The sequence below is a fragment of the Pseudomonas sp. FW305-28 genome, assembly GCF_017351395.1.
Lineage (GTDB): Bacteria > Pseudomonadota > Gammaproteobacteria > Pseudomonadales > Pseudomonadaceae > Aquipseudomonas > Aquipseudomonas fluorescens_AA.
Map to the genome: position 1 here is coordinate 32,685 of NZ_JACNDD010000002.1, position 26,051 is coordinate 58,735.

Annotated in this window: 23 protein-coding genes; 11 read left to right on the forward strand and 12 right to left on the reverse strand. The window is 63.1% G+C overall.

The window, feature by feature from the left end:
* Nucleotides 1-42: 42 nt before the first annotated feature.
* The 7 genes from J4E53_RS00825 to J4E53_RS00855 form a co-directional block, all read right to left on the reverse strand.
* Nucleotides 43-1,053, reverse strand: coding sequence for a chemotaxis response regulator protein-glutamate methylesterase (locus J4E53_RS00825; RefSeq protein WP_103307899.1), 1,011 nt, complete (start codon nucleotides 1,051-1,053; stop codon nucleotides 43-45).
* Nucleotides 1,050-3,314 (reverse strand): hybrid sensor histidine kinase/response regulator, encoded by a 2,265-nt coding sequence (locus tag J4E53_RS00830; protein ID WP_103307900.1) that lies wholly within the window; start codon nucleotides 3,312-3,314, stop codon nucleotides 1,050-1,052. The genes J4E53_RS00825 and J4E53_RS00830 overlap by 4 nt, the downstream gene beginning before the upstream one ends.
* Nucleotides 3,311-3,979, reverse strand: a complete 669-nt coding sequence (locus J4E53_RS00835) for a chemotaxis protein CheW (protein ID WP_060739033.1) — start codon at nucleotides 3,977-3,979, stop codon at nucleotides 3,311-3,313. The genes J4E53_RS00830 and J4E53_RS00835 overlap by 4 nt, the downstream gene beginning before the upstream one ends.
* A complete protein-coding gene (locus tag J4E53_RS00840; RefSeq protein ID WP_103307901.1) occupies nucleotides 3,976-5,241 on the reverse strand; it encodes a protein-glutamate O-methyltransferase CheR in 1,266 nt (421 codons plus the stop codon). Before J4E53_RS00840 ends, J4E53_RS00835 begins: the two co-directional genes overlap by 4 nt.
* The gene (locus J4E53_RS00845; protein ID WP_103307902.1) at nucleotides 5,238-5,774 is read right to left on the reverse strand and encodes a chemotaxis protein CheW; all 537 of its coding nucleotides are present in this window, start codon (nucleotides 5,772-5,774) and stop codon (nucleotides 5,238-5,240) included. The genes J4E53_RS00840 and J4E53_RS00845 overlap by 4 nt, the downstream gene beginning before the upstream one ends.
* Nucleotides 5,774-7,396: a methyl-accepting chemotaxis protein gene (locus J4E53_RS00850; RefSeq protein WP_103307903.1), complete on the reverse strand. Its 1,623-nt coding sequence runs from the start codon at nucleotides 7,394-7,396 to the stop codon at nucleotides 5,774-5,776. The genes J4E53_RS00845 and J4E53_RS00850 overlap by 1 nt, the downstream gene beginning before the upstream one ends.
* A 357-nt stretch (nucleotides 7,397-7,753) precedes the next feature.
* Nucleotides 7,754-8,464, reverse strand: coding sequence for a tellurite resistance TerB family protein (locus tag J4E53_RS00855; protein WP_060739037.1), 711 nt, complete (start codon nucleotides 8,462-8,464; stop codon nucleotides 7,754-7,756).
* Nucleotides 8,465-8,648: 184 nt separating this feature from the next.
* Between J4E53_RS00855 and J4E53_RS00860 the strand changes: the two genes are divergently transcribed.
* From J4E53_RS00860 to J4E53_RS00900, 9 genes are all read left to right on the forward strand, one after another.
* Complete coding sequence (locus J4E53_RS00860) at nucleotides 8,649-9,563, forward strand: LysR family transcriptional regulator (RefSeq protein ID WP_060739038.1); 915 nt, start codon at nucleotides 8,649-8,651, stop codon at nucleotides 9,561-9,563.
* Between the two features lie 215 nt (nucleotides 9,564-9,778).
* Nucleotides 9,779-11,236 carry a gamma-aminobutyraldehyde dehydrogenase gene (locus tag J4E53_RS00865; protein WP_103307904.1) on the forward strand — a complete coding sequence of 486 codons (1,458 nt, stop codon included), beginning with the start codon at nucleotides 9,779-9,781 and terminating at the stop codon, nucleotides 11,234-11,236.
* A 90-nt stretch (nucleotides 11,237-11,326) separates the two neighbouring features.
* On the forward strand, nucleotides 11,327-12,478 hold the full coding sequence (gene ydcS / locus J4E53_RS00870) for a putative ABC transporter substrate-binding protein YdcS (protein WP_060739040.1): 1,152 nt from the start codon (nucleotides 11,327-11,329) through the stop codon (nucleotides 12,476-12,478).
* 176 nt (nucleotides 12,479-12,654) lie between these two features.
* On the forward strand, nucleotides 12,655-13,692 hold the full coding sequence (locus J4E53_RS00875) for an ABC transporter ATP-binding protein (RefSeq protein ID WP_060739041.1): 1,038 nt from the start codon (nucleotides 12,655-12,657) through the stop codon (nucleotides 13,690-13,692).
* Between the two features lies 1 nt (nucleotide 13,693).
* Nucleotides 13,694-14,641, forward strand: a complete 948-nt coding sequence (locus tag J4E53_RS00880) for an ABC transporter permease (protein ID WP_072408186.1) — start codon at nucleotides 13,694-13,696, stop codon at nucleotides 14,639-14,641.
* Nucleotides 14,631-15,449 (forward strand): ABC transporter permease, encoded by an 819-nt coding sequence (locus J4E53_RS00885; RefSeq protein ID WP_060739043.1) that lies wholly within the window; start codon nucleotides 14,631-14,633, stop codon nucleotides 15,447-15,449. The genes J4E53_RS00880 and J4E53_RS00885 overlap by 11 nt, the downstream gene beginning before the upstream one ends.
* 156 nt (nucleotides 15,450-15,605) lie before the next feature.
* Complete coding sequence (locus J4E53_RS00890) at nucleotides 15,606-17,030, forward strand: gamma-aminobutyraldehyde dehydrogenase (RefSeq protein ID WP_060739044.1); 1,425 nt, start codon at nucleotides 15,606-15,608, stop codon at nucleotides 17,028-17,030.
* Nucleotides 17,031-17,176: 146 nt separating this feature from the next.
* Nucleotides 17,177-17,440, forward strand: coding sequence for a CopG family ribbon-helix-helix protein (locus J4E53_RS00895; protein ID WP_063322816.1), 264 nt, complete (start codon nucleotides 17,177-17,179; stop codon nucleotides 17,438-17,440).
* Entirely contained in the window at nucleotides 17,403-17,702 is a 300-nt protein-coding gene (locus J4E53_RS00900; RefSeq protein ID WP_103307905.1) for a type II toxin-antitoxin system RelE/ParE family toxin, read from the forward strand. Before J4E53_RS00895 ends, J4E53_RS00900 begins: the two co-directional genes overlap by 38 nt.
* A 44-nt stretch (nucleotides 17,703-17,746) precedes the next feature.
* Here J4E53_RS00900 and J4E53_RS00905 read toward each other — a convergent pair whose 3' ends face one another.
* Nucleotides 17,747-17,932, reverse strand: a complete 186-nt coding sequence (locus J4E53_RS00905) for a hypothetical protein (protein WP_003198116.1) — start codon at nucleotides 17,930-17,932, stop codon at nucleotides 17,747-17,749.
* Between the two features lie 361 nt (nucleotides 17,933-18,293).
* On the opposite strand from J4E53_RS00905, the gene J4E53_RS00910 reads away from it, so the two are divergent.
* Nucleotides 18,294-19,922 carry a glucan biosynthesis protein D gene (locus J4E53_RS00910; protein WP_060739047.1) on the forward strand — a complete coding sequence of 543 codons (1,629 nt, stop codon included), beginning with the start codon at nucleotides 18,294-18,296 and terminating at the stop codon, nucleotides 19,920-19,922.
* A 176-nt stretch (nucleotides 19,923-20,098) separates the two neighbouring features.
* Here the strand turns inward: J4E53_RS00910 and J4E53_RS00915 are convergent, their stop codons facing one another.
* The 3 genes from J4E53_RS00915 to J4E53_RS00925 form a co-directional block, all read right to left on the reverse strand.
* Nucleotides 20,099-21,205, reverse strand: coding sequence for an NADH:flavin oxidoreductase/NADH oxidase (locus J4E53_RS00915; protein WP_103307906.1), 1,107 nt, complete (start codon nucleotides 21,203-21,205; stop codon nucleotides 20,099-20,101).
* 389 nt (nucleotides 21,206-21,594) lie between these two features.
* Nucleotides 21,595-23,304: a single-stranded-DNA-specific exonuclease RecJ gene (recJ, locus tag J4E53_RS00920; protein ID WP_103307907.1), complete on the reverse strand. Its 1,710-nt coding sequence runs from the start codon at nucleotides 23,302-23,304 to the stop codon at nucleotides 21,595-21,597.
* A 167-nt stretch (nucleotides 23,305-23,471) separates the two neighbouring features.
* Nucleotides 23,472-24,014, reverse strand: coding sequence for a YaeQ family protein (locus tag J4E53_RS00925; protein WP_060739050.1), 543 nt, complete (start codon nucleotides 24,012-24,014; stop codon nucleotides 23,472-23,474).
* A 147-nt stretch (nucleotides 24,015-24,161) separates the two neighbouring features.
* On the opposite strand from J4E53_RS00925, the gene J4E53_RS00930 reads away from it, so the two are divergent.
* Nucleotides 24,162-25,361: a CaiB/BaiF CoA-transferase family protein gene (locus tag J4E53_RS00930; protein WP_103307908.1), complete on the forward strand. Its 1,200-nt coding sequence runs from the start codon at nucleotides 24,162-24,164 to the stop codon at nucleotides 25,359-25,361.
* Nucleotides 25,362-25,688: 327 nt separating this feature from the next.
* On the opposite strand, the gene J4E53_RS00935 is transcribed toward J4E53_RS00930, so the two are convergent.
* Nucleotides 25,689-25,976 carry a DUF3509 domain-containing protein gene (locus tag J4E53_RS00935; protein ID WP_060739052.1) on the reverse strand — a complete coding sequence of 96 codons (288 nt, stop codon included), beginning with the start codon at nucleotides 25,974-25,976 and terminating at the stop codon, nucleotides 25,689-25,691.
* Nucleotides 25,977-26,051: the final 75 nt, after the last annotated feature.

Genomic DNA, 26,051 nt, shown 5'->3' on the forward strand with positions numbered 1-26,051 from the left:
GGCTTACCTGGGTACGGCCCGGGGCAAGGCTCGCGGGGTTCTTCATGGGGTCACAATCTCCAACAGCCGTGGCGCGATGGCGTCCAGGGCAAGAATATGGACGGCGGCATCGATGGCGGCCGCGGCTTTGGGCATGCCATACACCGCGCTGCTGCGCTGGTCCTGAGCGATGGTCACGTAGCCCTGCTGGCGCATGAGTTTAAGCCCTTGCGCACCGTCGCGGCCCATGCCGGTGAGCAATACGCCCACCGCGTCACCGCTCCAGTACTGGGCGACACTTTCAAAAAACACGTCGATGGAGGGCCGGTAGATCTCGTTCACCGGCTCGGCGGTGTAGGCCAGTGTGCCGTCCTTCAACAAACGCAGATGATGGTTGGTCCCGGCCAGCAACACCGTGCCACTTTGCGGCGTCTCGCCGTGCCGGGCCAGGCTCACCGTGTGGCCCGACACGCTGCCCAGCCACTCGGCCATGCCCGCGGCGAACACCTCGTCCACATGTTGGACCAGCACGATCGCTGGGGCAAAGTCCCGCGGCAACGCCTTGAGCAGCACTTCCAGCGCCGCCGGCCCGCCCGCCGATGACCCGATGGCCACCAGGCTCTTGCGCGACACCGCCGTACGCTGCGCCGCTGGCGCGGGGCGTTCATGCCTGTTGCGCTCACCGATCAGCCAGCCGATGTTGGCGATCTTGCGTAGCAGCGGCGCAGCCGCGTCCGCCGGATTACCAACACCCAGGGCCGGGGTATCGACCACATCCAGCGCGCCATGGCCCATGGCCTCGAACACCCGGTGGACGTTCTGCTGGCTGTCCCCGGTGACAATCACGATAGCGCAGGGGCTGTCGGCCATGATCCGCCGGGTGGCCTCCACGCCATCCATGATCGGCATGAGCAGGTCCATCAGGATCAGGTCAGGGGTGTATTCGGCGCAACGCTGCACCGCCTCGGCCCCGTTGACGGCCACCCAGACCAGCTGATGCGCCGGCTCGAACGCCAAGGCGCGACGCAGGGCCTCGACCGCCAGGGGCATGTCATTGACGATGGCGATCTTCAAGCGCGCGCCCCTCCGATCAGTTCAACCACGGCGTCGAGCAAGGCGTCGTCGTGGAAGCTCGCCTTGGCCAAATAATAGTCGGCGCCGGCGTCGAGGCCACGGCGACGATCTTCTTCACGATCCTTGTAGGACACCACCATCACCGGCAGCGACTGCAAGCGGTTGTCGCGCCGTAACAACGACACCAGCTCGATACCGTCCATGCGCGGCATGTCGATATCGGTGATCAACAAGTCGAAATCCTCTGAGCGCAATGCATTCCAGCCATCCATGCCATCCACCGCCACCGCCACGTCATAGCCGCGATTGAGCAGCAACTTGCGTTGCAGCTCGCGCACGGTCAGGGAATCGTCCACCACCAGGATCCGCTTGCGCGGGGCCTGGGCCTGGTTCTGCCGGGCGATGCGCTCCAGGCGCCCGGTATCGAGCAACTTTTCCACCGAGCGCAGCAGGTCTTCGACATCGATAATCAACACCACCGAGCCATCGTCGAGCAGGGCCCCGGCGGAAATGTCCTGGACCTTGCCCAGGCGTTCGTCCAGGGGCAGGACCACCAGGGTTCGCTCGCCGATGAACCGCTCCACCGCCACCCCGTAGATCGTCTCGCGCTCGCGGATCACCACAACCTTGAGGGTCTGGCCGCCGTTCTGCGTCGACGGGCGATCGAGCAACTGGCTGGCGGCGACCAAGCCGATATGCCGGCCTTCGTGCCAGAAATGCTGACGCCCTTCGACCTGGACGATGTCTTCCGGCGCCAGGTCGCACATGCGTTCAATGTGAGCCAGGGGAAAGGCGTACGCCTCACTGCCGACTTCCACCACCAGGCTGCGCACCACCGACAGCGTCAGCGGCACCTCGAGATGGAAACGACTGCCCTCCCCCGCCGTCTGCTCCAGCACCACCGCCCCGCGCAACTGCCGGACCATGTGCTGGACGGCGTCCAGGCCGACGCCGCGCCCGGATACTTCGGTGACTTTGTCGCGCAGGCTGAAACCGGGCAGGAACAGGAAGGTCAGCAGTTCCTCTTCGCTCAGGCTGGCGGCGGTTTGCTCAGGGGAAAGACCGCGCTCGACGATGCTGCGGCGCACCCGCTCCAGGTCCACCCCGGCGCCGTCGTCCACCAACTCCAAGACCAGCAGGCCAGCCTGATGAGAGGCGCGCAGGCGGATCAGGCCTTCGGCGGGCTTGCCGGCCAGTATCCGTTGCTCCGGTGCTTCGATGCCGTGGTCCACGGCGTTGCGCAGCAAGTGGGTCAGTGGCGCTTCGAGCTTTTCCAGCACATCGCGATCGACCTGGGTTTTCTCGCCTTCGATCTCCAGGCGTACCTGTTTGCCCAGGCTGCGGCCCAGGTCACGGACCATACGCACCTGGCCCGAAAGCACATCGGCGAACGGCCGCATGCGACAGGCCAGCGCCGTGTCGTACAGCACCTGCGCCCGTTGACTGGCCTGCCAGGCGAATTCATCCAGCTCGGCGGCTTTCTGCGCCAGCAACTGCTGGGTCTCGGCGAGCAAGCGGCGGGCATCGCCAAGGGCTTCCTGGGCCTGCAGGCTCAGGGCATGGTCCTTGAGGTGCACGTTCAACTCTTCAAGGGCGCGCAAGCCAGTGCCTTGCTGGCGCTTGAGCCGTTGCAGCGTCGCCAGCCAGGGCTTGAGGCGCTGGGTCTCGACCAAAGACTTGCTCGACAGGTCGAGCAAGCTGTTGAGACGTTCGGCCGTGACCCGCAAGACCCGCTCGCCGCCTTCGGTGACCCGTTTACTCTTCGAAGCCGGCTCCGCTGTCGCGAACGGTTCCGGAACGAGCAGCTCGACACCGATGGGGTCGACAGGCACCTCGATGCTTGTCGGTACCGGCGCTGGCAGTTGTGCAGCGTTGGGGTCGAGCAATCGCCCCATCAACGCCACATAGGCATCGATATCCGGGGCGCCGACGTTGTTGCCCGGCGTGGCGATGCGCGTCAGCAGGTCGGTGCCTTGCAGCAAGGCGTCGATGTGCTCGGCCCCCAGCACCAGGCGCCGCTCCTGGGCACCGACCAGGCAATCCTCCATGACGTGGGCCACGCTGACGCCAGCGTTCACCCCGACGATCCGTGCCGCGCCCTTGAGGGAGTGCGCCGCGCGCATGCACGACTCGAGGTATTCGGCCTGGGTCGGATCGCGCTCCAGCGCCAGCAAGCCGGTGCTCAGCACCTGGACCTGGGCTTCGGCTTCCAGGCTGAACAGTTCCAGCAATGAGGCGTCGCGCATCTGGTCAGGGGTCATGACAGGCTCCGGGCCACGGCGGACAGCAGCTGTTCTTCATCCAGCCAGCGCAGGCTGCGGCCTTTGTAGGGCAACACGCCACGGGTGTATTTGCCCGCCGATGGCGAAGCGCTCGCCAGGATGCGTTCATCGATGGCGTGGATGCCGTCCACCTCATCCACCGGCACCACCACCGGCCCACCCTTGGCCGCGACAATCAACATGCGCGGCATGACCCGTGTACCGGTAACCGCCGCGCCGGGCTCCAGGTCCAACAGCTCCACCAGCGACAGGCAGGCCACCAGTGCCCCGCGCACATTCGCCACCCCCAGCAAGGCCCGTGAGCGTTGGTGGGGCAACGAGTGGATCGGCTGCAACGGAGCCACTTCCACCAGGCTGCGCGTCGTCAGGCCCAGCCATTCCTCGCCGAGGCGGAACATCAGCAGCGAGCGCGTGACCACCTCGTTGTCCACCGGGGCCAGGGACAAGTCCCGTTGATCCTGCGGCAAGGTGTAACGGTCGAGCAGCCGGGTGGCGGCCGCCGAATACACCGAGCAATTGCGGCAGTGGATATGCTCGACCAACAGTGGACAGGATTTATCGCCATGCACCCCGATGCGATTCCAGCAATCATCGATTGCCTGGGCATCGTCATGGGTGACGTTGTAAGAAGCCGAACCGCTCATCGTTTGTGCTCACTGTCTACCGTGCGCCCGCTACGGGCGGCGCGTTCCTGCAATCGACGGGCTCCGGCCGCGTCTCCCTGGGAAGCCAGCAGCGCCGCCAGATGCACCAGGGCCTCGGCGTGTTGCGGTTCAAGATAAAGCGCCTTGCGATAAAAACCCTGGGCTTCAAGCGCGCTGCCGGCCATGTCGCTGAGCAGGCCCAGCCAATAGAACACCTGGGCGTTCGGCGCATGGCTGCGCAAATACTCTTCGCACGCCGCACGGGCCTCGGCGCTTTTGCCACCGTTGGCCAGGGCGGCGATATTGGCCAGCAAGGTCGCGGCGTCGCTGCTCTTGGGTGGAGCAATCGGCGTGACGTTCGCGGCAAACGGCCGCGGCCGAATCACCGGCGCAACGACCCGGGGCGGCGGCTGACGAACCGGCAACGGCGGCGGCATCAACGCTGGCAACGGTTGAGGCTCCGCAGCCCCGTGGCGGCTGAAGGCGAACGATTGGGCTATCCCGATCGAGCGCATGCCCAGGCGTCCCAGCAAGCTGCCCTCGGCGGGGCCGATAAACAGCACGCCGTCCTGATGGGTCAGGCGCTTGAGCACCTCGAACACCTGCTGCTGGGTCGGCTGGTCGAAATAGATCAGCAAGTTGCGACAGAACACAAAATCGTAAGGTGCCTCGTTCACCAACAAGGCCGGATCCAGCAGGTTGCCCACCTGCAAGCGCACCTGTTCACGCACCCGTTCACTGAGGCGGTAACCCTCGTCTGCGACGTCGAAATGCCGTTCGCGAAAAACCAGGTCGGCGCCACGGAAGGAGTTTTTGCCGTAGCGCGCGTCCTTGGCCCGTGCCACCGACAGCGGGCTGACGTCCAGGCCATCGACCTTGAACTGATGGGGCCCCAGGCCCGCGTCGAGCAAGGCCATGGCGATGGAATACGGCTCTTCGCCCGTGGAGCACGGCAAGCTGAGGATCCGCAGCGCACGCAGGTGCTTGATCTCGGCCAGGCGCTTGACGGCCAGCCTGGCGAGGGTTGCGAAGGATTCGGGGTAGCGGAAGAACCAGGTCTCCGGGACGATCACCGCTTCGATCAGCGCCTGCTGCTCCGGGGCCGAATGCTGCAGGGCCTGCCAGTATTCATCGGCGGTTCGCCCGGGCACGGCACTGATCCGTTGGCGCACGGCCCGCTCGATGATCGCGGTGCCGACGGAGGTCACGTCGAGGCCAATGCGCTCCTTGAGAAAATCGAAAAAACGTTGATCGTCGTTCATGGCGTTGGCCCGAGGTCGTCGAGGTCCAGCGGCGGCGCAGGAAACAGCAGCGCCCGAACGGATTCATCGAGCAGGTCATTGACCCGCACCCATTGCAGCAACCCGTGGGCATCCTCGCGTACGGGGCCGAGGTACGGCGCCTGCCGATTGTCCAGGCCATAGGGTTTGAAATCGGCCGGATCACAACGCACGGTGTCGGTCGCCTGTTCCAGGATCAATCCCAGCACGTGCCCAGCTTGTTGCCCGTCGCTTCGATAACGCACCAGCACCAATCGTGTGCTGGTCCGGGCCTCGGCATTCTGGCCGAACGTCAGGGCGCACAGGTCGATCACCGGCACCATCGTGCCGCGCCAGGCAAGCACCCCCGCCACCCAGGACGGCGCCCGGGCAATCGGTTTGAGGGGCAAGCGCGGCAGCACCTCCACCACATCGATGGCCTGCAGGGCGTACCGTTCGTTGCCGATGCAGAACACCAGGAACAACGACTGGCGGGCCGTCGGTGCGGCGCCGCGCCGGGGATCGATTTCGCCCATCAGACTTTGAAACGCGAGACGCCGCTGCGCAGCCCCACGGCGACCTGGCTCAGCTCGTCGATGGCGGAACTGGCCTGGCGCAGGGAATCCACGGTCTGGCTGCTGGCATCGCCCAGTTGCACCAAGGCGTGGTTGATCTGCTCCGCGCCGGTGGCCTGGGCCTGCATGCCTTCGTTGACCATCAACACCCGCGGGGCCAGGGCCTGGACCTGATGGATGATCTGCGACAGTTGCTCGCCGATCTGCTGCACTTCGGCCATGCCCCGGCGCACTTCTTCGGAGAACTTGTCCATGCCCATCACACCGGCCGACACCGCGGACTGGATCTCGCGCACCATCTGCTCGATGTCATAGGTCGCCACCGCGGTCTGGTCGGCCAGGCGCCGCACTTCCGTGGCCACCACGGCGAAACCGCGCCCGTACTCACCGGCCTTCTCGGCCTCGATGGCCGCGTTGAGGGACAGCAGGTTGGTCTGGTCGGCCACTTTGACGATGGTCACCACCACCTGGTTGATGTTGCCGGCCTTCTCGTTGAGGATCGCCAGCTTGGCGTTCACCAGGTCGGCGGCGCCCATCACCGAATGCATGGTTTCCTCCATGCGCGCCAGGCCCTGCTGGCCGGAGCCGGCAGCCACCGAGGCCTGGTCGGCGGCGGTGGAGACTTCGGTCATGGTGCGCACCAGGTCCCGGGAGGTGGCAGCGATTTCCCGGGACGTCGCGCCGATCTCGGTGGTGGTGGCGGCGGTTTCGGTGGCCGTGGCCTGTTGCTGGCGCGAGGTGGCGGCGATCTCGGTGACCGAGGTGGTGACCTGCACGGAAGAGCGCTGGGCCTGGGACACCAGCGAGGTCAGTTCAGCCATCATGTCGTTGAAGCCGGTTTCCACGGCGCCGAATTCGTCTTTGCGCGCCAGGTTCAGGCGCCCGCTCAGGTCGCCGCTGCGCATGATCGCGAGGATCTCGACGATGCGGTTCATCGGCGCCATGATCGCCCGCATCAACAACAACCCGCACAGTACGGCGACGATCAGCGCAACCAGGAACGACAGGCCCATGGCGACCTTGGCCGCCGTCACCGCGTCGCCAATGGTCTGGGTGGCGCTTTCCGCCAGCTCGCGATTACGCTCGATGATTTGATTCAAATGCCCGCGGCCGTCGAGCCACGCCGTCGTCAGCTCTGTGTTCAGCGCCAGTCGCGCCCCTTCGTAATCCTTGCGCTGATACAGGTCCAGGACCTTCGCCAGGGCCTTGTTGAAGTCCTGGTGATTGACTTCGAACTCGTCAAAAGAGACTTGGTCGGCCGGGTTCTGGATCAACTTCTGGTAGTTCTGTATCTCTTCGCGCAGGTGCTGCTCGAAACCCTGGTAGCGGGCCTTGTCCTCGGCGGTGATTTCCCGGTTCCCCGAGAGGCCGACGATCTGTTGGGTCAGGACATAGCTGTCGACCCAGCCACCGCGGATCATCGAACTGAAATACACCCCTGGCACCGCATCGGTCCGGACCTTTTCTCCACTGTCCTGGATCTTCAACAACCGTGAATAAGAGACAACCACCATCAGCAGCATAATGGCGATGATCACCGCAAAACTCGCCAGGATGCGTTGGCGCAATGTCCAATTCTTCACAGTAAAACCTCGGGCACTTGAAATGCTGGGGAGTATAGCCGAGGGCGGCGTGGCGTCTGTATGGCGGCGTGGGAGGATTTTTGACAGGCCGAGGTTCGCGATGGAGTCCATCCCTGTGGGAGCGAGCTTGCTCACGATAGCGGTGTACCAGTCAAAAACGCTGCGACTGACCGGGCCTCATCGCGAGCAAGCTCGCTCCCACAGGGAATAGCGTTGGGACACAGGGCTGCCAAACACCCCAAAACCACTGTGGGAGCGAGCTTGCTCGCGATAACGGTGTATCAGTCAAAAATGCTGCGACTGACCGGGCGCCATCGCGAGCAAGCTCGCTCCCACAGGGAATAGCGTTGGGGCTGTTTAGGCGGTCGCCTGGCGCACCTGTTTTTCCAGTTCCACCTTCAACCCCGGCTCCAGCTTGAGTTGGCGCGCCAGTTCGTCGAGGTAGGACTTCTCCATGAAGTTTTCCTCGTCCACCAGCATCACACTGGCGATGTACATTTCCGCGGCTATTTCCGGGGTGCTGGCGGCGCGGGCGACGTCGGTGGGGTCCAGGGGTTTGTTGAGTTCGGCGTGCAGCCAGTGTTGCAGCTCCTGGTCGTTGTCGAGCTTGGTGAATTCACCTTCGATCAACTGCCGCTCCCGCTCGTCCACATGACCATCGGCCTTGGCCGCCGCCACCAGGGCCTTGAGGATCGCCTGGCTATGCTGTTCCACCTGCGCCGGGGGCACGCGGTCGAGGGTCTGCGGTTCGGTTTTCGGCGCGGTGCCCTGTTGGGCCTGCCAGTTGCCATAGGCTTTGTAGGCGATCACGCCCAAGGCAGCCAAACCACCGTAGGCCAGGGCCTTGCCACCGAAGCTGCGGGCTTTCTTGTTGCCCAGCAACAGGCCCATGGCCCCGGCGGCCAGGGCCCCGCCGCCCGCGCCGGAAAGCATCCCGCCCAGGTTGCCGGAGCCGCCGAGCAACCCGCCCAGGCCGCCGGACGACTTGCCCTGTGAGCCGCCAGCCTTGTTCTGCAACATTTCCTGGCCGGACTTGAGAAGCTGATCGAGCAATCCACGGGTGTTCATTTGTTGCCTCCACATTGTCGGGTCAACGTAAGGCCCCCAGCCTAGATCGAAAGTGCCCTGACGCCGCAGGCGAGATTGCTTCCAGATGTTGCCTGGCTCATTCAAAGACGCACTCACCTACCCTTCTAAAAAAACGATATACACTCCAGCACATCGATAAAAATCACCCACCGGGTATACGCCCATGATGACCCTGCGTCAGATCCGCCACTTCATCGCCGTGGCCGAAACCGGTTCCATCTCCGCTGCTGCGCAAACGGCGTTCATTTCCCAGTCCACCCTGACCCTGGCGATCCAGCAACTGGAGCAGGACATCGGCGTCAGCCTGTTCAGCCGCCATGCCAAGGGCATGACCCTGACCCACCAGGGCCATCAATTCCTGCGCCAGGCCCATGTGATCCTGGCCACCGTCGACAACGCCAAGCGCAGCCTGCAACAAAGCACCGATCAGGTGGCCGGCCAAGTCACCATTGGCGTCACCAGCCTGGTCGCCGGCTATTACCTGGCGGACCTGCTCACCCGTTTCCAGCGTGCCTACCCCAACGTGGAGATCCGCGTGATGGAGGACGAACGGCCGTACATCGAGCATTTGCTGGTCAGCGGCGAAATCGATGTCGGGGTGCTGATCCTGTCCAACCTGGAAGACCGCCACGCGTTGCAGACCGAAGTCCTGACCCATTCGCCACACCGCTTGTGGTTGCCGGCGCAGCACCCACTGCTGGAGCACGACAGCATCAACCTGGCCGACGTGGCCCGCGAACCACTGATCCAGCTGAACGTCGATGAAATGGACCGCAACGCCCAACGCCTGTGGCGCGGCGCCGGCCTGCAACCGAGGGTCACCCTGCGCACCGCCTCGACCGAAGCGGTGCGCAGCCTGGTGGCGGCGGGATTGGGTGTGTCGATCCAGCCGGACATGACCTACCGCCCTTGGTCGCTGGAAGGCGACATCATCGAAGCCCGACCGATCGCCGACCTCAACCAGACCCTCGACGTAGGCCTGGCCTGGCGCCGGGGCACGGCGCGACCGGCGTCGGTCGACCCGTTCCTGGCCGTCGCCCGGGAACAACCTCATGGCGGGCGCAAGCCATCTATTTAATCGAATGCAGCCTTGAGTATTTCGAATTTGTCGGCCTCGGGGCTGAGCCCTAATCTGATTACGCCCCCCTTCCTGTGGGAGCTGAGCTCGCTCGCGATAGCGGTGGGTCAGGCAAAATTGATTCAACTGACAGACCGCTATCGCGAGCAAGCTCAGCTCCCACAGGGACTATTTTTAACTGGCAGTAGTCATCACCCTTAAATGAGAAATCGGACATGGCTGGCACGCAAACCCCGTTGTGCACCGCGTTGCTGATCGACGGAGAGTTCGTTGCCGGCGAAGGCCTTGTCGAACCGATCCTCAACCCGGCCACCGGTGAAGTGGTGGCTCACGTCGCCGAGGCCAGCACCGAACAGGTGGAAGCCGCGATCCTCGCCGCCCATCGCGCCTTCGACGGCTGGTCGCGCACCACGCCGCAACAACGCTCGAACCTGTTGCTGGACATCGCCAGCGCCATCGAAAAGAACGCCGATGAGCTGGCCCGCCTCGAATCCCTGAACTGCGGCAAGCCGCTGCACCTGGCGCGCCAGGATGACCTGAGCGCCACGGTGGACGTGTTCCGTTTCTTCGCTGGCGCCGTGCGCTGCCAGACCGGCCAGCTCAGTGGCGAATACCTGCCCGGCTACACCAGCATGGTGCGCCGCGACCCAATCGGCGTAGTGGCGTCCATTGCACCGTGGAATTACCCGATCATGATGGCCGCCTGGAAAATCGCCCCGGCCCTGGCCGCCGGCAATACGCTGGTGTTCAAGCCCTCGGAACACACGCCGCTGTCGATCCTGGCCCTGGCCCCGGCACTGGCCAGGATCCTGCCGCGAGGCGTCATCAATATCATTTGCGGGGGCGGCGAAGGTGTGGGCAGCCATCTGGTCAGCCACCCGAAAGTGCGCATGGTCTCGCTGACCGGCGACATCGTCACCGGGCAGAAGATCCTCCAGGCGGCGGCGAAAACCCTCAAGCGCACGCACCTGGAACTGGGCGGCAAGGCGCCGGTGATCGTGTGCAACGACGCCGACATCCAGGCCGTGGTCGAAGGCGTGCGCACCTACGGCTATTACAACGCCGGGCAGGATTGCACCGCAGCCTGCCGGATCTACGCCCAGGACGGGATTCACGACCGCCTGGTGGCCGAGCTCGGCGCGGCGGTCAGCAGCCTGCGCTTTGCCGGCAAGCGCGACGCCGACAATGAGATCGGCCCGCTGATCAGCACCCGCCAGCGCGACCGCGTGGCCAGTTTTGTCGAGCGCGCCCTCGGCCAGCCGCACATCGAACGCATCACCGGCGCGGCGGTGCATTCCGGCGCCGGTTTCTATTACCAACCCACGCTGCTGGCCGGCTGCAAGCAAAGCGATGAAATCGTCCAGCGCGAGGTGTTCGGCCCGGTCGTCACCGTGACCCGTTTCGACGAACTCAGCCAGGCGGTGGACTGGGCCAACGATTCCGAATACGGCCTGGCCTCCTCGGTGTGGACGCAGAACCTGGACAAGGCCATGCAGGTGGCGGCGCGGCTTCAATACGGCTGCACCTGGATCAACAGCCATTTCATGCTGGTCAGCGAAATGCCCCACGGCGGCCTGAAACGTTCGGGTTATGGGAAAGACCTGTCCAGCGATTCGCTCCAGGACTACAGCGTGGTGCGCCACATCATGGCCCGCCACGGCCAGCATCTGTAGCTAACAGAACTACTCTAATAACAGGCCAGCCATGGCGCTTCACCCGGTTCGAACACTGCCCCGACCATAATTAAAGCAAGAGGGATTTCCATGTACGCGCACAAGACCGTATTGCTCAGTGCACTCACCACGGCGCTGCTGACCAGCGTCAGCCTCCAGGCCGCCGAACCGCTCAAGGCCGTCGGTGCCGGCGAAGGTCAACTGGATATCGTTGCCTGGCCGGGTTACATCGAACGCGGCGAAAGCGACAAGGCCTACGACTGGGTCAGCGGTTTCGAGAAGGAAACCGGCTGCAAGGTCAATGTGAAAACCGCCGCCACGTCCGACGAAATGGTCAGCCTGATGACCAAGGGCGGCTATGACCTGGTCACCGCCTCCGGCGACGCCTCGTTGCGGCTGATTGCCGGCAAGCGCGTGCAGCCGATCAACACCGCGCTGATCGCCAACTGGAAGAATCTCGACCCGCGCCTGAAGGATGCGCCGTGGTACGTGGTCAACCAGCAGACCTACGGCACCCCCTACCAATGGGGCCCGAACGTGCTGATGTACAACACCGACGTGTTCAAGCAGGCGCCCACCAGTTGGAGCGTGCTGTTCAATGCCCAGGACCTGCCCGACGGCAAGCCGAACAAGGGGCGCGTGCAAGCCTACGATGGCCCGATCTACATCGCCGACGCGGCGCTGTACCTCAAGACCGCCAAGCCTGAACTGGGCATCAAGGACCCGTACCAACTCGACGAAGCCCAGTACAAGGCCGTGCTGGAATTGCTGAGGGCTCAGCAGCCGTTGATCCACCGCTACTGGCACGACACCACTGTGCAGATGAGCGACTTCAAGAACGAAGGCGTGGTGGCGTCCGGTGCCTGGCCGTATCAGGTCAACGGCCTGATGAACGAGAAGCAACCGATCGCCTCGACCATTCCGAAAGAAGGCGCCACCGGCTGGGCCGATACGACGATGCTCCACGCCGAGGCCAAGCATCCCAACTGCGCGTACAAGTGGATGGACTGGTCGCTGCAACCGAAAGTCCAGGGTGACGTGGCCGCGTGGTTCGGTTCCTTGCCTGCGGTGCCGGCAGCGTGCAAGGGCAGCGAACTGCTGGGCGCCGAAGGCTGCAAGACCAACGGCTTCGATCAGTTCGACAAGATCGCCTTCTGGAAAACCCCACAGGCCGAGGGCGGCAAGTTCGTGCCGTACAGCCGCTGGACCCAGGACTACATTGCGATCATGGGTGGGCGCTAAGCCCAATCAGCCGGTGTAGTTTGCTGTGTGGGAGCAAGGCTTGCCCGCGATGAAGAGGACGCGGCTTCTTGGAAAACCGAGACGCCCGTATCGCGAGCAAGCTTTGCTCCCACCAAGCCCCTCGCCCGACGATTCAGCCATGTTCAACACAAGCCCCGTTTTTGGAGCCCCGCACCATGACGCTTGCAGTCCAGTTCACCCAGGTATCCCGTCAGTTCGGCGATGTGAAAGCCGTTGACCGGGTCTCCATTGATATCCAGGACGGCGAGTTCTTTTCCATGCTGGGCCCGTCCGGCTCGGGCAAGACCACCTGCCTGCGGCTGATCGCCGGGTTCGAGCAACCCAGTGCCGGCTCGATTCGCATCCACGGCGAAGAAGCCACCGGGCTCGCGCCGTATCAGCGGGACGTGAACACCGTTTTCCAGGATTACGCCCTTTTCCCCCACATGAACGTACGTGACAACGTGGCCTACGGCTTGAAAGTCAAAGGCGTCGCCAAGGCCGAGCGCATCCAGCGCGCCAACGAAGCCCTGGAAATGGTGGCCTTGGGTGGCTATGGCGAACGCAAGCCGGTGCAGCTCTCCGGCGGTCAACGCCAACGCGTGGCCCTGGCCCGGGCGCTGGTCAACCGTCCGCGGGTGTTGTTGCTCGATGAACCCTTGGGCGCCCTGGACCTGAAGCTGCGCGAACAGATGCAGGGCGAATTGAAGAAGCTGCAACGCCAGCTGGGCATCACCTTCATTTTCGTCACCCACGACCAGACCGAAGCGCTGTCGATGTCCGACCGCGTGGCGGTGTTCAACAAGGGGCGCATCGAACAGGTCGATACCCCACGCAACCTGTACATGAAACCGGCGACCACCTTCGTCGCCGAATTCGTCGGCACCTCCAACGTGATTCGTGGCGAGCTGGCCCGGGAACTGAGCGGTTATCCACAGCCGTTCTCGATCCGCCCGGAACACGTGCGTTTCGCCGAGGGCCCGTTGGCCAGCGATGAGATCGAGGTCCACGGCCTGCTGCACGACATCCAGTACCAGGGCAGCGCCACACGCTACGAATTGAAACTTGCCAACGGCCAGACCCTGAACCTCAGCCAGGCCAACACCCAGTGGCTCGACAACGCAGCCCAGCACCAGACCGGCCAACCCCTCAGTGTTCGCTGGGCCCGTGAGGCGATGGTCGCGCTGCACGACACCGTCAGTGGCGAGGTGTGAGATGAACACCCTGGCCATCACCCAAGCGCCTGCGCCCGGTTCGCCGCTGCGGCGCTTTGCCAACCTGCTGTACCGACGGCCCAACCTGTACCTGTCGATGTTGCTGGTGCCGCCGCTGCTCTGGTTCGGCGCGATCTACCTCGGCTCGCTGCTGACCTTGCTGTGGCAGGGGTTCTACACCTTCGATGACTTCACCATGGCGGTCACGCCGGACCTGACCCTGGCGAACTTCGCGGCGCTGTTCCAGCCCTCGAACTTCGACATTATTTTGCGCACCCTGAGCATGGCGATTGCCGTGTCCATCGCCAGCGCCATCGTCGCGTTCCCGATCGCCTACTACATGGCGCGCTACACCCGCGGCAAGACCAAGGCGTTTTTCTACATCGCGGTGATGCTGCCGATGTGGGCCAGCTATATCGTCAAGGCCTACGCCTGGACGCTGCTGCTGGCCAAGGGCGGCGTGGCGCAGTGGTTCGTCCAGCACCTGGGCCTGGGGCCGGTGTTGCAGTTCGTGCTGGGGATCCCAGGCGTGGGTGGCAGCACCTTGTCCACCTCGCACCTGGGGCGTTTCCTGGTGTTCGTCTACATCTGGCTGCCGTTCATGATCCTGCCGATCCAGGCGTCCCTGGAGCGCCTGCCGCCCTCGCTGCTGCAAGCCTCGGCGGACCTGGGCGCCAGGCCACGCCAGACGTTCACGCAGGTGATCCTGCCGCTGTCGATCCCGGGCATTGCCGCCGGCTCGATCTTCACCTTCTCGCTGACCCTGGGGGATTTCATCGTGCCCCAGTTGGTGGGCCCGCCGGGTTACTTCGTCGGCAGCATGGTCTACGCCCAGCAAGGCGCCATCGGCAACATGCCCATGGCCGCGGCGTTCACGCTGGTGCCTATCGTGCTGATCGCGGTCTATCTATCCATCGTCAAGCGACTGGGAGCTTTCGATGCGCTCTGACTCTCAAGACCGAGCCTCGTGGGGCTTGCGGATCGCAGCGTGGGGCGGGCTGCTGTTCCTGCATTTCCCGATCCTGATCATCTTCCTCTATGCCTTCAACACCGAGGACGCGGCCTTCAGTTTCCCCCCCAAGGGCCTGACCCTGAAGTGGTTCAGCGTCGCCTTCTCGCGCCCGGATGTGCTGGAGGCGATCAAGCTGTCGTTGCAGGTCGCGGCCATCGCCACGCTGATCGCCATGGTGCTCGGCACCCTGGCTTCGGCGGCGCTGTACCGTCGCGACTTCTTCGGTAAACAGGGCATTTCGCTGATGCTGATCCTGCCGATTGCCTTGCCGGGGATCATCACCGGCATTGCCCTGCTGGCGACCTTCAAGACCCTGGGCATCGAACCGGGAATGTTCACCATCGTCGTCGGCCACGCCACCTTCTGCGTGGTGATCGTCTACAACAATGTGATCGCCCGCCTGCGCCGCACCTCCCACAGCCTGATCGAGGCCTCGATGGACCTGGGTGCCGACGGCTGGCAGACCTTTCGCTACATCATCCTGCCTAACCTGGGGTCGGCACTGCTGGCCGGCGGGATGCTGGCCTTCGCCCTGTCGTTCGACGAAATCATCGTCACCACCTTCACCGCTGGCCACGAACGCACCCTGCCGCTGTGGCTGCTCAACCAGCTCAGCCGCCCGCGCGACGTGCCGGTGACCAACGTAGTGGCGATGCTGGTGATGATGGTCACGATGTTGCCGATATTGGGCGCGTACTACCTGACCCGTGGAGGTGAGAGCGTGGCCGGTAGCGGCGGGAAATAATCAACAGTGATCGCTCACTGGGGAACCGCAATCCTGTGGGAGCGAGCTTGCTCGCGAAGGCGTCGAGTCAGTCGCTGCAAAGGGTGAATGACCACCGCTATCGCGAGCAAGCTCGCTCCCACAGGGGATTTGGGAAACATTCAAGAGGACTTGGACATGCAAACCAAACTGCTGATCAACGGCCACCTGGTAGACGGCGAAGGCCCCGGCCAGGCCGTGTTTAACCCCTCGCTGGGGCGAGTGCTGGTGGAAATCAACGAGGCCAGCGAAGCCCAGGTCGATGCCGCCGTGCGTGCGGCCGACAGCGCCTTCGACAGCTGGTCGCAGGTTGCGCCCAAGGACCGTTCCCTGTTGCTGCTCAAGCTGGCCGACGCCATCGAAGCCCACGGCGAAGAACTGGCGAAGCTGGAGTCGGACAACTGCGGCAAACCCCTTAGCGCCGCGCTGAACGACGAGATCCCGGCGATTGCCGACGTGTTCCGCTTCTTTGCCGGTGCCAGCCGCTGCATGAGCGGCTCGGCGGGCGGCGAGTACCTGCCGGGGCACACGTCGATGATCCGTCGCGACCCGGTGGGCGTCATCGCCTCCATCGCGCCATGGAACTACCCGCTGATGATGGTCGCCTGGAAAATCGCCCCGGCCCTGGCCGCCGGCAATACCGTGGTGCTCAAGCCGTCGGAGCAAACCCCGCTCACGGCCCTGCGCCTGGCGGAACTGGCGTCGGAGATTTTCCCGGCTGGCGTGCTCAACGTGATCTTCGGCCGTGGGCAGACCGTCGGCAACCCGCTGGTCACCCACCCGAAAGTGCGCATGGTGTCGCTGACCGGCTCCATCGCCACCGGCTCGAACATCATTTCCAGCACGTCCGACAGCGTCAAGCGCATGCACATGGAACTGGGCGGCAAAGCCCCGGTGATCATCTTCAACGATGCCGACATCGACGCGGCCGTGGAGGGCATCCGCACCTTCGGCTTCTACAACGCCGGCCAGGACTGCACCGCCGCCTGCCGCATCTATGCCCAGCAAGGCATCTACGAGCAGTTCGTCGAGAAACTCGGCGCCGCGGTGGGCAGCATCAAGTACGGCCTGCAAACCGCGTCCGACACCGAGATGGGCCCGCTGATCACCGCCCAGCACCGCGACCGCGTGGCCGCTTTCGTCGAGCGGGCCATCGCCCAGCCGCATATCCGCCTGGTCACCGGTGGCAAGGCCGTGGACGGCAACGGGTTCTTCTTCGAACCGACGGTGCTGGCCGACGCCCAGCAGGATGACGAAATCGTCCGGCGGGAAGTCTTCGGGCCGGTGGTGTCCGTCACCCCGTTCCTCGACGAAGCGCAAGTGCTGGCCTGGGCCAACGACTCGGATTATGGCCTGGCTTCATCGGTCTGGACCGCCGACATCGGCCGCGCCCATCGCCTGTCGGCACGCCTGCAATATGGTTGCACCTGGGTGAACACCCACTTCATGCTCGTCAGTGAAATGCCCCATGGCGGTCAGAAACGTTCCGGCTATGGCAAGGACATGTCCATGTATGGGCTGGAGGACTACACGGTGGTGCGGCATGTGATGTTCAAGCATTGACGACAAGACAACGTTGGCAACACATGCTCGCGCCTGCCCGGCGTTCGTCCTGCTAAGGTTTTCGTCGATCGGTGCACGCCCGCCGGTTGACGGAAATCCTGGCAGCACCTAGGGTGTCTACAACGTATACACCTTGGAGATCAGCCATGGCCTCGCCCGTTTTGTCCTTTCGTGTGGAAGAAGGTCTGGCCCAACAGCTGGACTTGCTGGCTGCCGCCACCGACCGCGACCGCCAATATCACCTCAAGCGTGCACTGGTTCGATATGTGGAAGCCGAATCCTGGCATCTGCAAGCCATCAGCGAAGGCATGGCCGATGCCGACGCTGGAAACCTGACCGATCTGGACGCCGTGAAGGCTAAGTGGGCAAAGCGTGCCGAGCATCGTACTGACCGACAAAGCACAGAGTGACCTCGACTCGATCCACGGACATTACCAAAGCGCTATCGGCGCAGAAGGCGCCGATGAGGTCATCCTCGCCATCCTGGAGACATTGCGCCAACTGCAACGCTTTCCCGGCTCGGGCCGTCCTTCGGTCGTTCCCGATATTCGAGAGCTGGTGCTGACACGCTACCCGTTCGTTGCCCCGTACCGGCTCGAGCAGGGACAACTGCAAGTCCTGCGGATACTGCACCAGCGCACCGAACGTCCCCAGGACTGGTCGGTGGAGTGATGTCGGCCGGCGCGCCTGCCCCGACCGCTCACCTGCGCCACGCTTCAAAACCGCGAAACACTCCTCATCGCATCCACCAGATAGCGCATGGCGATGCGGTCGTTTTCCGACAACTCCCGATAGCGCTCCACCAGTCTCAATTCTTCAAGGCTGAGCCGGCGTGTCCTGCGCGGGTTGGTCAGGCCTGGAAAGATCCCCAGCATTTCGGTAATGCCCTGTATTTTTGTCATGAGTTGTCCTTCTTTACGTCGAGGTTGACCTGATAGCGCCGTCTGAACCCGGGTTAGATCGTCTATCACGCTAAAGAATAGGGAGGATTCAAAGCGTGAAAAGGGAGTTTTAGAGTAATTAGTCAAAAAATGCCGCAATCCTTATAAAAAAAGAAATAACTGTAAGAAAATTTGACCAAGCCACGCTTTCCTTGCTCTCAAAGCCTGTATTTCCCCTATGATTTTGCGCCTCGGTGAACCGATCCAGCTCTCAGGTATCTGTTCTAACGTTCGTCGCGTTTGGCCAAAGGCATGTCCGAACTCTTTTATCAGTCTTTGTTGCCAGGATCGGCGCGGGATTGTTTCGAGAAAGGTTGTATTTATGCACCGCAGGAATCTGCTCAAGGCCTCCATGGCCTTCGCCGCCTACACCGGGCTGTCGGCCTCCGGGCTCATGGCCGCTCGCGCCTGGGCCGCCGATCAGACTGCCGACGGCGAAGCCCGTCCCTTCGATTTCAACGGTTTGAAGGATCAGGCCCGGCGGCTGGCCGAAAGCCGCTACGTCGACACCAAGCAAGTCCTGCCACCCACCCTGGCGCAAATGTCGCCACTGCAGTTCAACGCCATCCAATACGACGTCAATCACTCGTTATGGAATGACCTGGAAGGGCGGCAACTGGATGCACAGTTCTTCCACGTCGGCATGGGTTTCAAGCAGCCGGTGCGCATGTACAGCGTCGACCCGAAGACGCGTATGGCCCGTGAAGTGCACTTCCGTCCGGAACTGTTCAACTATGAGAAAACCACGGTCAACACCTCGCAACTGACGGGTGACCTGGGCTTCGCCGGCTTTCGTGTCTTCAAGGCGCCGGAGCTGGATCGACACGACATCGTTTCGTTCCTGGGGGCCAGCTATTTCCGCGCCGTGGATGCCAGCGGCCAGTACGGGCTGTCGGCTCGCGGCTTGGCCATCGACACTTATGCCAAGAAGCGGGAGGAATTCCCGGACTTCACCAAGTTCTGGTTCGAAACCCCGGACAAGAACAGCACCCGTTTCGTGGTCTACGCCCTGCTCGACTCCCCCAGCGCCACCGGTGCCTATCGGTTCGACATCGATTGCCAGCCGACCCGGGTGGTGATGGAGATCGACGCGCACATCAATGCCCGTACCGCCATCGAGCAACTGGGTATCGCCCCCATGACCAGCATGTTCAGCTGCGGCACCGTCGAACGGCGCATGTGCGACACCATTCACCCGCAAATCCACGACTCCGACCGGCTGGCCATGTGGCGCGGCAATGGTGAGTGGGTCTGCCGTCCGTTGAACAACCCTGCCACCCTGCAATTCAATGCCTTCGCCGACAACAATCCGAAAGGTTTCGGCCTGGTGCAGACCGACCACGACTTTGCCAGCTACCAGGACACCGTGGACTGGTACAGCAAGCGCCCAAGCCTGTGGGTCGAACCGACAACGGCGTGGGGCGAAGGCTCGGTGGACTTGCTGGAAATTCCTACCACCGGAGAGACCCTGGACAACATCGTCGCGTTCTGGACGCCGAAAAAACCGGTGGCCGCCGGTGATTCGCTGAACTATGGCTACAAGCTCTACTGGAGCGCGTTGCCGCCGGTCAGCACCGACCTGGCCCACGTCGACGCCACCCGTTCAGGCATGGGCGGTTTCATCGAAGGCTGGGCACCGGGCGAGCATTACCCGACCGTCTGGGCACGTCGTTTCGCCGTGGACTTCAGCGGCGGCGGCCTCGATCAACTGCCGCCGGGCACCGGCATCGAACCGGTGGTGACCTGCTCCCACGGCGAAGTGAAGGACTTCAATGTGTTGGTGCTGGATGCGATCAAGGGCTACCGCATTACCTTCGACTGGTACCCGACCGACGACCGGGTGGACCCGGTGCAGATGCGCCTGTTCATTCGCACCAAGGACCGCACCTTGAGCGAGACCTGGTTGTACCAGTACTTCCCGCCGGCACCGGATAAGCGCAAGTATCCCTGACAGGGATCGGGTGCCTGGACTGGCCCTATCGCGAGCAAGCTCGCTCCCACAGTAGATTGATGTTCTACCCTGTGGGAGCGAGTTTGCTCGCGAAGGCGGCAGCACAAGCACCAGCGATTTTAGAGATGAAAAAGCCCCGGCCAATGACGACCGGGGCTTTTTGTTTTATCGGGCACTCAATCGCGCAAATCCGACTCATGAATCGGCTGGTCCCGATGCGTGGCCCGCTGGTACTGCGCCGGCCACGTGGCCTTGCGGCCGCCCAGGTCATCATCGGCATGCAGGGCCCAGTACGGATCGCGCAACAATTCGCGGGCCAGGAAAATGATGTCGGCCTGGCAGGTGCACAGGATGTGTTCGGCCTGGGCCGGTTCGGTGATCATGCCGACGGTGCCGGTGGCGATTTCCGACTCCTTGCGCACCCGCTCGGCGAAGCGTGTCTGGTAACCCGGGCCGGTGGGGATTTCCGCATTGGCGGCCGTGCCGCCCGATGACACATCGATCAGGTCCACCCCCAGCGCCCTGAAGCGCCGCGCCAGCTCCACGGTTTCATCCGGGTTCCAACCGTCCTCGACCCAATCGGTGGCGGAGACGCGAACGAACACCGGCAGCTCTTGCGGCCATACGGCCCGGATCGCTTCGGTGACTTGCAGCACCAGGCGGATGCGGTTCTCGAACGAGCCGCCGTATTGATCGCGCCGCTGATTGCTCAAGGGCGAGAGGAACTGATGCAGCAGATAACCATGGGCCGCGTGGACCTCGACCACCTTGAAACCGGCCGTGAGGGCGCGCTTGGCCGAATCCACGAAGGCCTGGATGACTCCGGCGATCTGCCCTTCGTCCAACTGCACCGGCTGGGTGTGTTGCGGGTCGAAGGCAATCGGCGACGGACCGACCGGCACCCAGCCGCCATCCGCCGGTTTGACGCTGCCATGCTTGCCCAGCCAAGGTCGCCAGGTGCTGGCCTTGCGCCCGGCATGGGCCAGCTGTATGCCCGGCACGGCGCCTTGGGCGGTGATGAACCGGGTGATGCGTTGCAAGGGTTCGATCTGTTCATCGTTCCACAGCCCCAGATCCTGGGCAGTGATACGACCGTCGGCGGTCACGGCGGTGGCTTCGGTGAACACCAGGCCGGCACCGCCCACGGCGCGGCTGCCCAAGTGCACCAGGTGCCAATCGTTGGCCAGGCCATCGGTGCTCGAATACTGGCACATCGGCGATACCGCGATGCGATTGGGCAGGGTCAATTGGCGAAGGGTATAGGGTTCCAGCAGCAGACTCATGGGGCACCTCTCGAATCAGTGGGCAGGCTCCAGGGTTCTGTTTGAAAAGTCGACGAGTGACAAGAAGGTGCAACACCCGCCCCCGCGGGCAAAAAAATCGACAAGACGTCACAAGGGCTATCAAGCAGTGCTTAGAGCCTAGTCGACAACCCGGGAGGCGGGAGGGTTCAGAACTTAAAAACCGACGGTGTGACCAGATTACTCTCGATCGGGCCTATGACTTTGTGGCGAGGGGATTTATCCCCGTTCGGCTGCGAAGCAGCCGTGAACCCGGCCAATGCCGTTTGGCTGAAGAAATTCGGGGCTGGGATATTTTGGGGGCTGCTGCGCAGCCCAGCGGGGATAAATCCCCTCGCCACACATCATCACTTGATCGATAGCATTTGTGCCTACCGCGGTTCGATATGGGCAATCATCAACTGCACCGTTTCCTGGCCGCGGAACTCGTTGAGGTCGAGCTTGTAGGCCAGTTCCACCCAGCGCACGGTAGGGTTTGGCCAGATCTCGCGGTCGATGCCGAAGGCGATGCCGTCGAGCCTCACCGAGCCGCACTCGCTCTTGAGAATGACCTTCAGGTGCCGTTCGCCCACCACGCGTTGTTCGACCAACTGGAACACGCCATGGAACATCGGTTCCGGGAAATGCTGGCCCCAGGGACCGGCATGGCGCAATGCCCGGGCCAGTTCGAGGTGGAACTCCTCCACCGCCAGGGTGCCATCCGACAACAACCGGCCGGTCAGGTCTTCTTCGCGCAACTGCCGGCGCACTTCCGCGTCGAACGCTTCGGCGAACAACGGAAAATTCGCTTCCGGCAACGTCAATCCCGCCGCCATGGCGTGACCGCCGTACTTGCTGATCAGGGTCGGATGCTGCGCCGCCACCACGCTCAGCGCATCGCGAATGTGAAAGCCCGGTACCGAGCGCCCCGAGCCCTTGAGCAAACCGTCCCCGGCATCGGCAAAGGCGATGGTCGGGCGGAAATAGCGCTCTTTCATCCGCGAGGCGAGAATGCCGATGACCCCTTGGTGCCACTGCGGGTCGAACAGGCACAAACCGAATGGCATCGACTCCACCGGCAGGTCCTTGAGCTGAGCCAGGGCTTCACGCTGCATGCCCTGCTCGATGGACTTGCGGTCCTGGTTCATGCCGTCCAGTTGCGCCGCCATCTCCCGCGCCAGGGCCGGGTCGTCGGTGAGCAGGCATTCGATGCCCAGGCTCATATCGTCCAGGCGCCCTGCCGCATTCAGACGCGGCCCGAGGATAAATCCGAGGTCGGTGGAGGTAATCCGTGAAGCGTCGCGCTTGGCCACTTCCAGGATCGCCTTGATACCGGGCCGGGCGCGTCCGGCGCGAATCCGTTCCAGGCCCTGGTGCACCAGGATCCGGTTATTCGCGTCCAGGGGCACCACGTCGGCCACGCTGCCCAGGGCCACCAGGTCGAGCAATTCGCCGATGTTCGGCTGAGGGGTGCTGGCATACCACCCCAGGCTGCGCAGACGCGCCCGCAGGGCCATCAGCACATAAAAAATCACCCCGACACCGGCCAGGGCCTTGCTCGGGAATTCGCAACCCGGCTGATTCGGATTGACGATGGCATCAGCCGCCGGCAATTCGAGGCCAGGCAGGTGGTGGTCGGTGACCAGCACCTGGAGCCCCGCCGCTTTCGCCGCCGCCACGCCTTCCACGCTGGAGATGCCATTATCCACGGTGATCAGCAACTGCGGTTCGCGGGCCAGGGCGACTTCGACGATTTCCGGGGTCAGCCCGTAGCCATATTCGAAGCGATTGGGCACCAGGTAATCGACATGGGCTGCACCGAGCAGGCGCAACCCGAGCATCCCCACGGTGCTGGCGGTCGCGCCATCGGCATCGAAGTCACCCACGATCAGGATGCGCTGGCGCTGCTCCAATGCCGTCACCAACAGATCCACCGCGGCGTCGATCCCCTTGAGCTGCTGAAAGGGAATCAGGCGCGCCAGGCTCTTGTCCAGTTCAGCCTCGGACTGTACGCCGCGTGCCGCGTACAGGCGCGTCAACAGGGGCGGCAGGTCACCGAGAAATGGCAGGGTGTCGGGCAGTTGGCGGGGTTCTATGCGCATGGGGTGACGACATTTCTCTGGATAATCGTGAAAATTCTGGCAGGGAGCTTGTGTGGGAGCGAGCTTGCTCGCGAAAGCGGCGGCACATTCAACATAAATGCAAACTGATCTACCGTATTCGCGAGCAAGCTCGCTCCCACAATGAGTTCACTTGATGCCGGGGCGGCTCAACCACGCTCGCCCAGCAACCATTGCAGCTGGACTTCATGCTGGCCACGGTCGTCGGTCACGAAAATCGTGCCCTCGCTGATCATCACATCCCACTTGATCACCCGGGGCATGTCCTGGGCCAGGGTTTCGAGCACGTCCTGGGGCACGGCGGCGATGTTGACGTTCTTCAGGTTCTTGACCGCCGGGATCACCTTGCCTTCCCACACCCGCAGGCTGCCATAGGCCAGCAGGCTGGTGCGCTCGGTCCGGCGCGAGCACCAGGTCAGGCGATCGGCATCCGGCTGGCCGACTTCGATCCAGTGCAGCACACGGTCATCCAGGCTTTTTTCCCACAGCGCAGGTTCATCGACGTCTGACAGACCACGACCAAATGCCAGCAGCTCGTTGTACCAGAACGCGTAGGCCAGCAGGCGCACGGTCATGCGCTCTTCGGTTTCCGAAGGGTGGCGGGCGATGGTCTGCTTCACATTCTCGTACACATTGCGGTCGAGGTCGGTGAGGTTCAGTTCAAACTTGTAGGTCGTGGACGGCTGGGCCATGAACGGGCTTCTTGATACGAGGAAAGGCGGCAAGTCTAACCGATGACGCAGGCAATCCACGAATTGCCGACCATCAACCTGCGGCGACCGGCCCTGGCCTATGATAAAACGCTCTATTCGTTCTGCCTTTGTCCTACAGGATCCGTCATGTCGCTTACTGCCAAACCCCTTGCCGGCGTCAAAGTCATCGAACTGGGTACCTTGATCGCCGGGCCCTTCGCCTCGCGCATCTGCGGCGAATTCGGTGCCGAAGTCATCAAGGTCGAATCGCCCGACGGCGGTGATCCGCTGCGCAAGTGGCGCAAGCTGTACGAAGGCACCTCGTTGTGGTGGTTCGTCCAGGCACGCAACAAGAAGTCCCTGACCTTGAACCTCAAGCACCCCGAAGGCCTGGCGATCCTGAAAAAACTGCTCGGCGAGGCCGACATCCTGATCGAGAACTTTCGCCCCGGCGTGCTGGAAAAGCTCGGCCTGGGCTGGGAGGTGCTGCATGCACTGAACCCGAAACTGGTGATGGTGCGGCTTTCGGGCTTCGGCCAGACCGGGCCGATGAAAGACCAACCGGGGTTTGGCGCGGTGGGCGAATCCATGGGCGGCCTGCGCTACATCACAGGGTTCGAAGACCGCCCGCCGGTGCGCACCGGGATTTCCATCGGCGACTCCATCGCCGCCCTCTGGGGGGTGATTGGCGCATTGATGGCCCTGCGTCACCGGGAGATCAACGGCGGCACCGGACAAGTGGTGGACGTGGCCTTGTACGAGGCGATTTTCGCCATGATGGAAAGCATGGTGCCGGAGTTCGACGTGTTCGGTTTCATCCGCGAGCGCACCGGCAATATCATGCCCGGCATCACCCCCTCGTCCATCCACACCAGCGCCGATGGCAAGCACGTGCAGATTGGCGCCAACGGCGATGCGATCTTCAAGCGTTTCATGCAGATCATCGGCCGTGACGACCTGGCCAATGACCCGCAACTGGCCAGCAATGATGGCCGTGACAGCCGGCGTGACGAGCTGTACGGGGTCATCGATCGCTGGGTCAACGCGCTGCCGCTCGATAGCGTTATCGACCAACTGAACCAGGCCGGGGTGCCGGCCAGTCGGATCTTCAGCGCCGAGGATATGTTCAGCGACCCGCAGTTCCTCGCCCGTGAGATGTTCCTGCAGGCCAAGCTGCCGGACGGCAAGGCGTTCAAGCTGCCGGGGATCGTACCGAAGCTCTCCGACACCCCGGGCACCTGCGAATGGGTCGGGCCGGCACTGGGTGAACACAACGCACAAGTGCTCGGTGAGCTGGGCTACGACCCACAGCAGATCGCCAAACTGCGCAGCGACGGCGCCATTTGAGGCACCGCAGGGAGGCAGTCACTGGAGATCAAACCGTGGGAGCGAGCTTGCTCGCGATAGCGTCAGATCAGCCGCATCGATATCGACTGACACTCCGCTATCGCGAGCAAGCTCGCTCCCACAAAAGCGTCCTGCGCCCGACAGAACACACCAAAAAACATAAACGCCGGGCAAAAAGAAACCCCGAGAAGTGGGGAGACGACTCGGGGTTAAACGTGACCATTCAAGGTACGTACAACAAGCGACAAGCACCGGAGCACAATGCTCGCTCTTGCTGGTAAAGGGTCTGACTGGTCAAGGCGTAGGAAGGTTCCCACAAAAGCCCAGTCAATTCGCCGCGACCATGACCTTGTCGCGCGCCAGATTGCGCAGCGCCGCAATCACACAGGGCTCCAGGCGCCCCTCGGCAATCAGCACATCGCGATGCAGGCCATCGACTACGTCCGTCAACTGACGCTTGTCGGTCAATTGGGCCTGATTGAACACTCGCTCGACCATGATGACCCCGCTGGCATTCTTCAGCGTCACCCGGCATTCGCCCTTGGCGCCGGAGGGAGTCAGCGAGACCTGATACGGGCTCAAGGCTTCATTCAGCAATAGGCTGATACTTTCCATTCGCTCACCCTTCAATAGTCCGAAACAACTGCATGTGCACAGTAAATGACCGTGGGCCGCAGCAGAAAGTTCGTC

Excerpts from the sequence above, each read along its gene's own strand:
- J4E53_RS00830 (WP_103307900.1), bottom strand. The coding sequence starts at position 3,314 with ATGACCCCTGACCAGATGCGCGACGCCTCATTGCTGGAACTGTTCAGC.
- J4E53_RS00835 (WP_060739033.1), bottom strand. The coding sequence starts at position 3,979 with ATGAGCGGTTCGGCTTCTTACAACGTCACCCATGACGATGCCCAGGCA.
- J4E53_RS00840 (WP_103307901.1), bottom strand. The coding sequence starts at position 5,241 with ATGAACGACGATCAACGTTTTTTCGATTTTCTCAAGGAGCGCATTGGC.
- J4E53_RS00845 (WP_103307902.1), bottom strand. The coding sequence starts at position 5,774 with ATGGGCGAAATCGATCCCCGGCGCGGCGCCGCACCGACGGCCCGCCAG.
- J4E53_RS00855 (WP_060739037.1), bottom strand. The coding sequence starts at position 8,464 with ATGAACACCCGTGGATTGCTCGATCAGCTTCTCAAGTCCGGCCAGGAA.
- J4E53_RS00860 (WP_060739038.1), top strand. The coding sequence starts at position 8,649 with ATGATGACCCTGCGTCAGATCCGCCACTTCATCGCCGTGGCCGAAACC.
- J4E53_RS00865 (WP_103307904.1), top strand. The coding sequence starts at position 9,779 with ATGGCTGGCACGCAAACCCCGTTGTGCACCGCGTTGCTGATCGACGGA.
- ydcS (WP_060739040.1), top strand. The coding sequence starts at position 11,327 with ATGTACGCGCACAAGACCGTATTGCTCAGTGCACTCACCACGGCGCTG.
- J4E53_RS00875 (WP_060739041.1), top strand. The coding sequence starts at position 12,655 with ATGACGCTTGCAGTCCAGTTCACCCAGGTATCCCGTCAGTTCGGCGAT.
- J4E53_RS00880 (WP_072408186.1), top strand. The coding sequence starts at position 13,694 with ATGAACACCCTGGCCATCACCCAAGCGCCTGCGCCCGGTTCGCCGCTG.
- J4E53_RS00885 (WP_060739043.1), top strand. The coding sequence starts at position 14,631 with ATGCGCTCTGACTCTCAAGACCGAGCCTCGTGGGGCTTGCGGATCGCA.
- J4E53_RS00890 (WP_060739044.1), top strand. The coding sequence starts at position 15,606 with ATGCAAACCAAACTGCTGATCAACGGCCACCTGGTAGACGGCGAAGGC.
- J4E53_RS00895 (WP_063322816.1), top strand. The coding sequence starts at position 17,177 with ATGGCCTCGCCCGTTTTGTCCTTTCGTGTGGAAGAAGGTCTGGCCCAA.
- J4E53_RS00905 (WP_003198116.1), bottom strand. The coding sequence starts at position 17,932 with ATGACAAAAATACAGGGCATTACCGAAATGCTGGGGATCTTTCCAGGC.
- J4E53_RS00910 (WP_060739047.1), top strand. The coding sequence starts at position 18,294 with ATGCACCGCAGGAATCTGCTCAAGGCCTCCATGGCCTTCGCCGCCTAC.
- J4E53_RS00915 (WP_103307906.1), bottom strand. The coding sequence starts at position 21,205 with ATGAGTCTGCTGCTGGAACCCTATACCCTTCGCCAATTGACCCTGCCC.
- recJ (WP_103307907.1), bottom strand. The coding sequence starts at position 23,304 with ATGCGCATAGAACCCCGCCAACTGCCCGACACCCTGCCATTTCTCGGT.
- J4E53_RS00925 (WP_060739050.1), bottom strand. The coding sequence starts at position 24,014 with ATGGCCCAGCCGTCCACGACCTACAAGTTTGAACTGAACCTCACCGAC.
- J4E53_RS00930 (WP_103307908.1), top strand. The coding sequence starts at position 24,162 with ATGTCGCTTACTGCCAAACCCCTTGCCGGCGTCAAAGTCATCGAACTG.
- J4E53_RS00935 (WP_060739052.1), bottom strand. The coding sequence starts at position 25,976 with ATGGAAAGTATCAGCCTATTGCTGAATGAAGCCTTGAGCCCGTATCAG.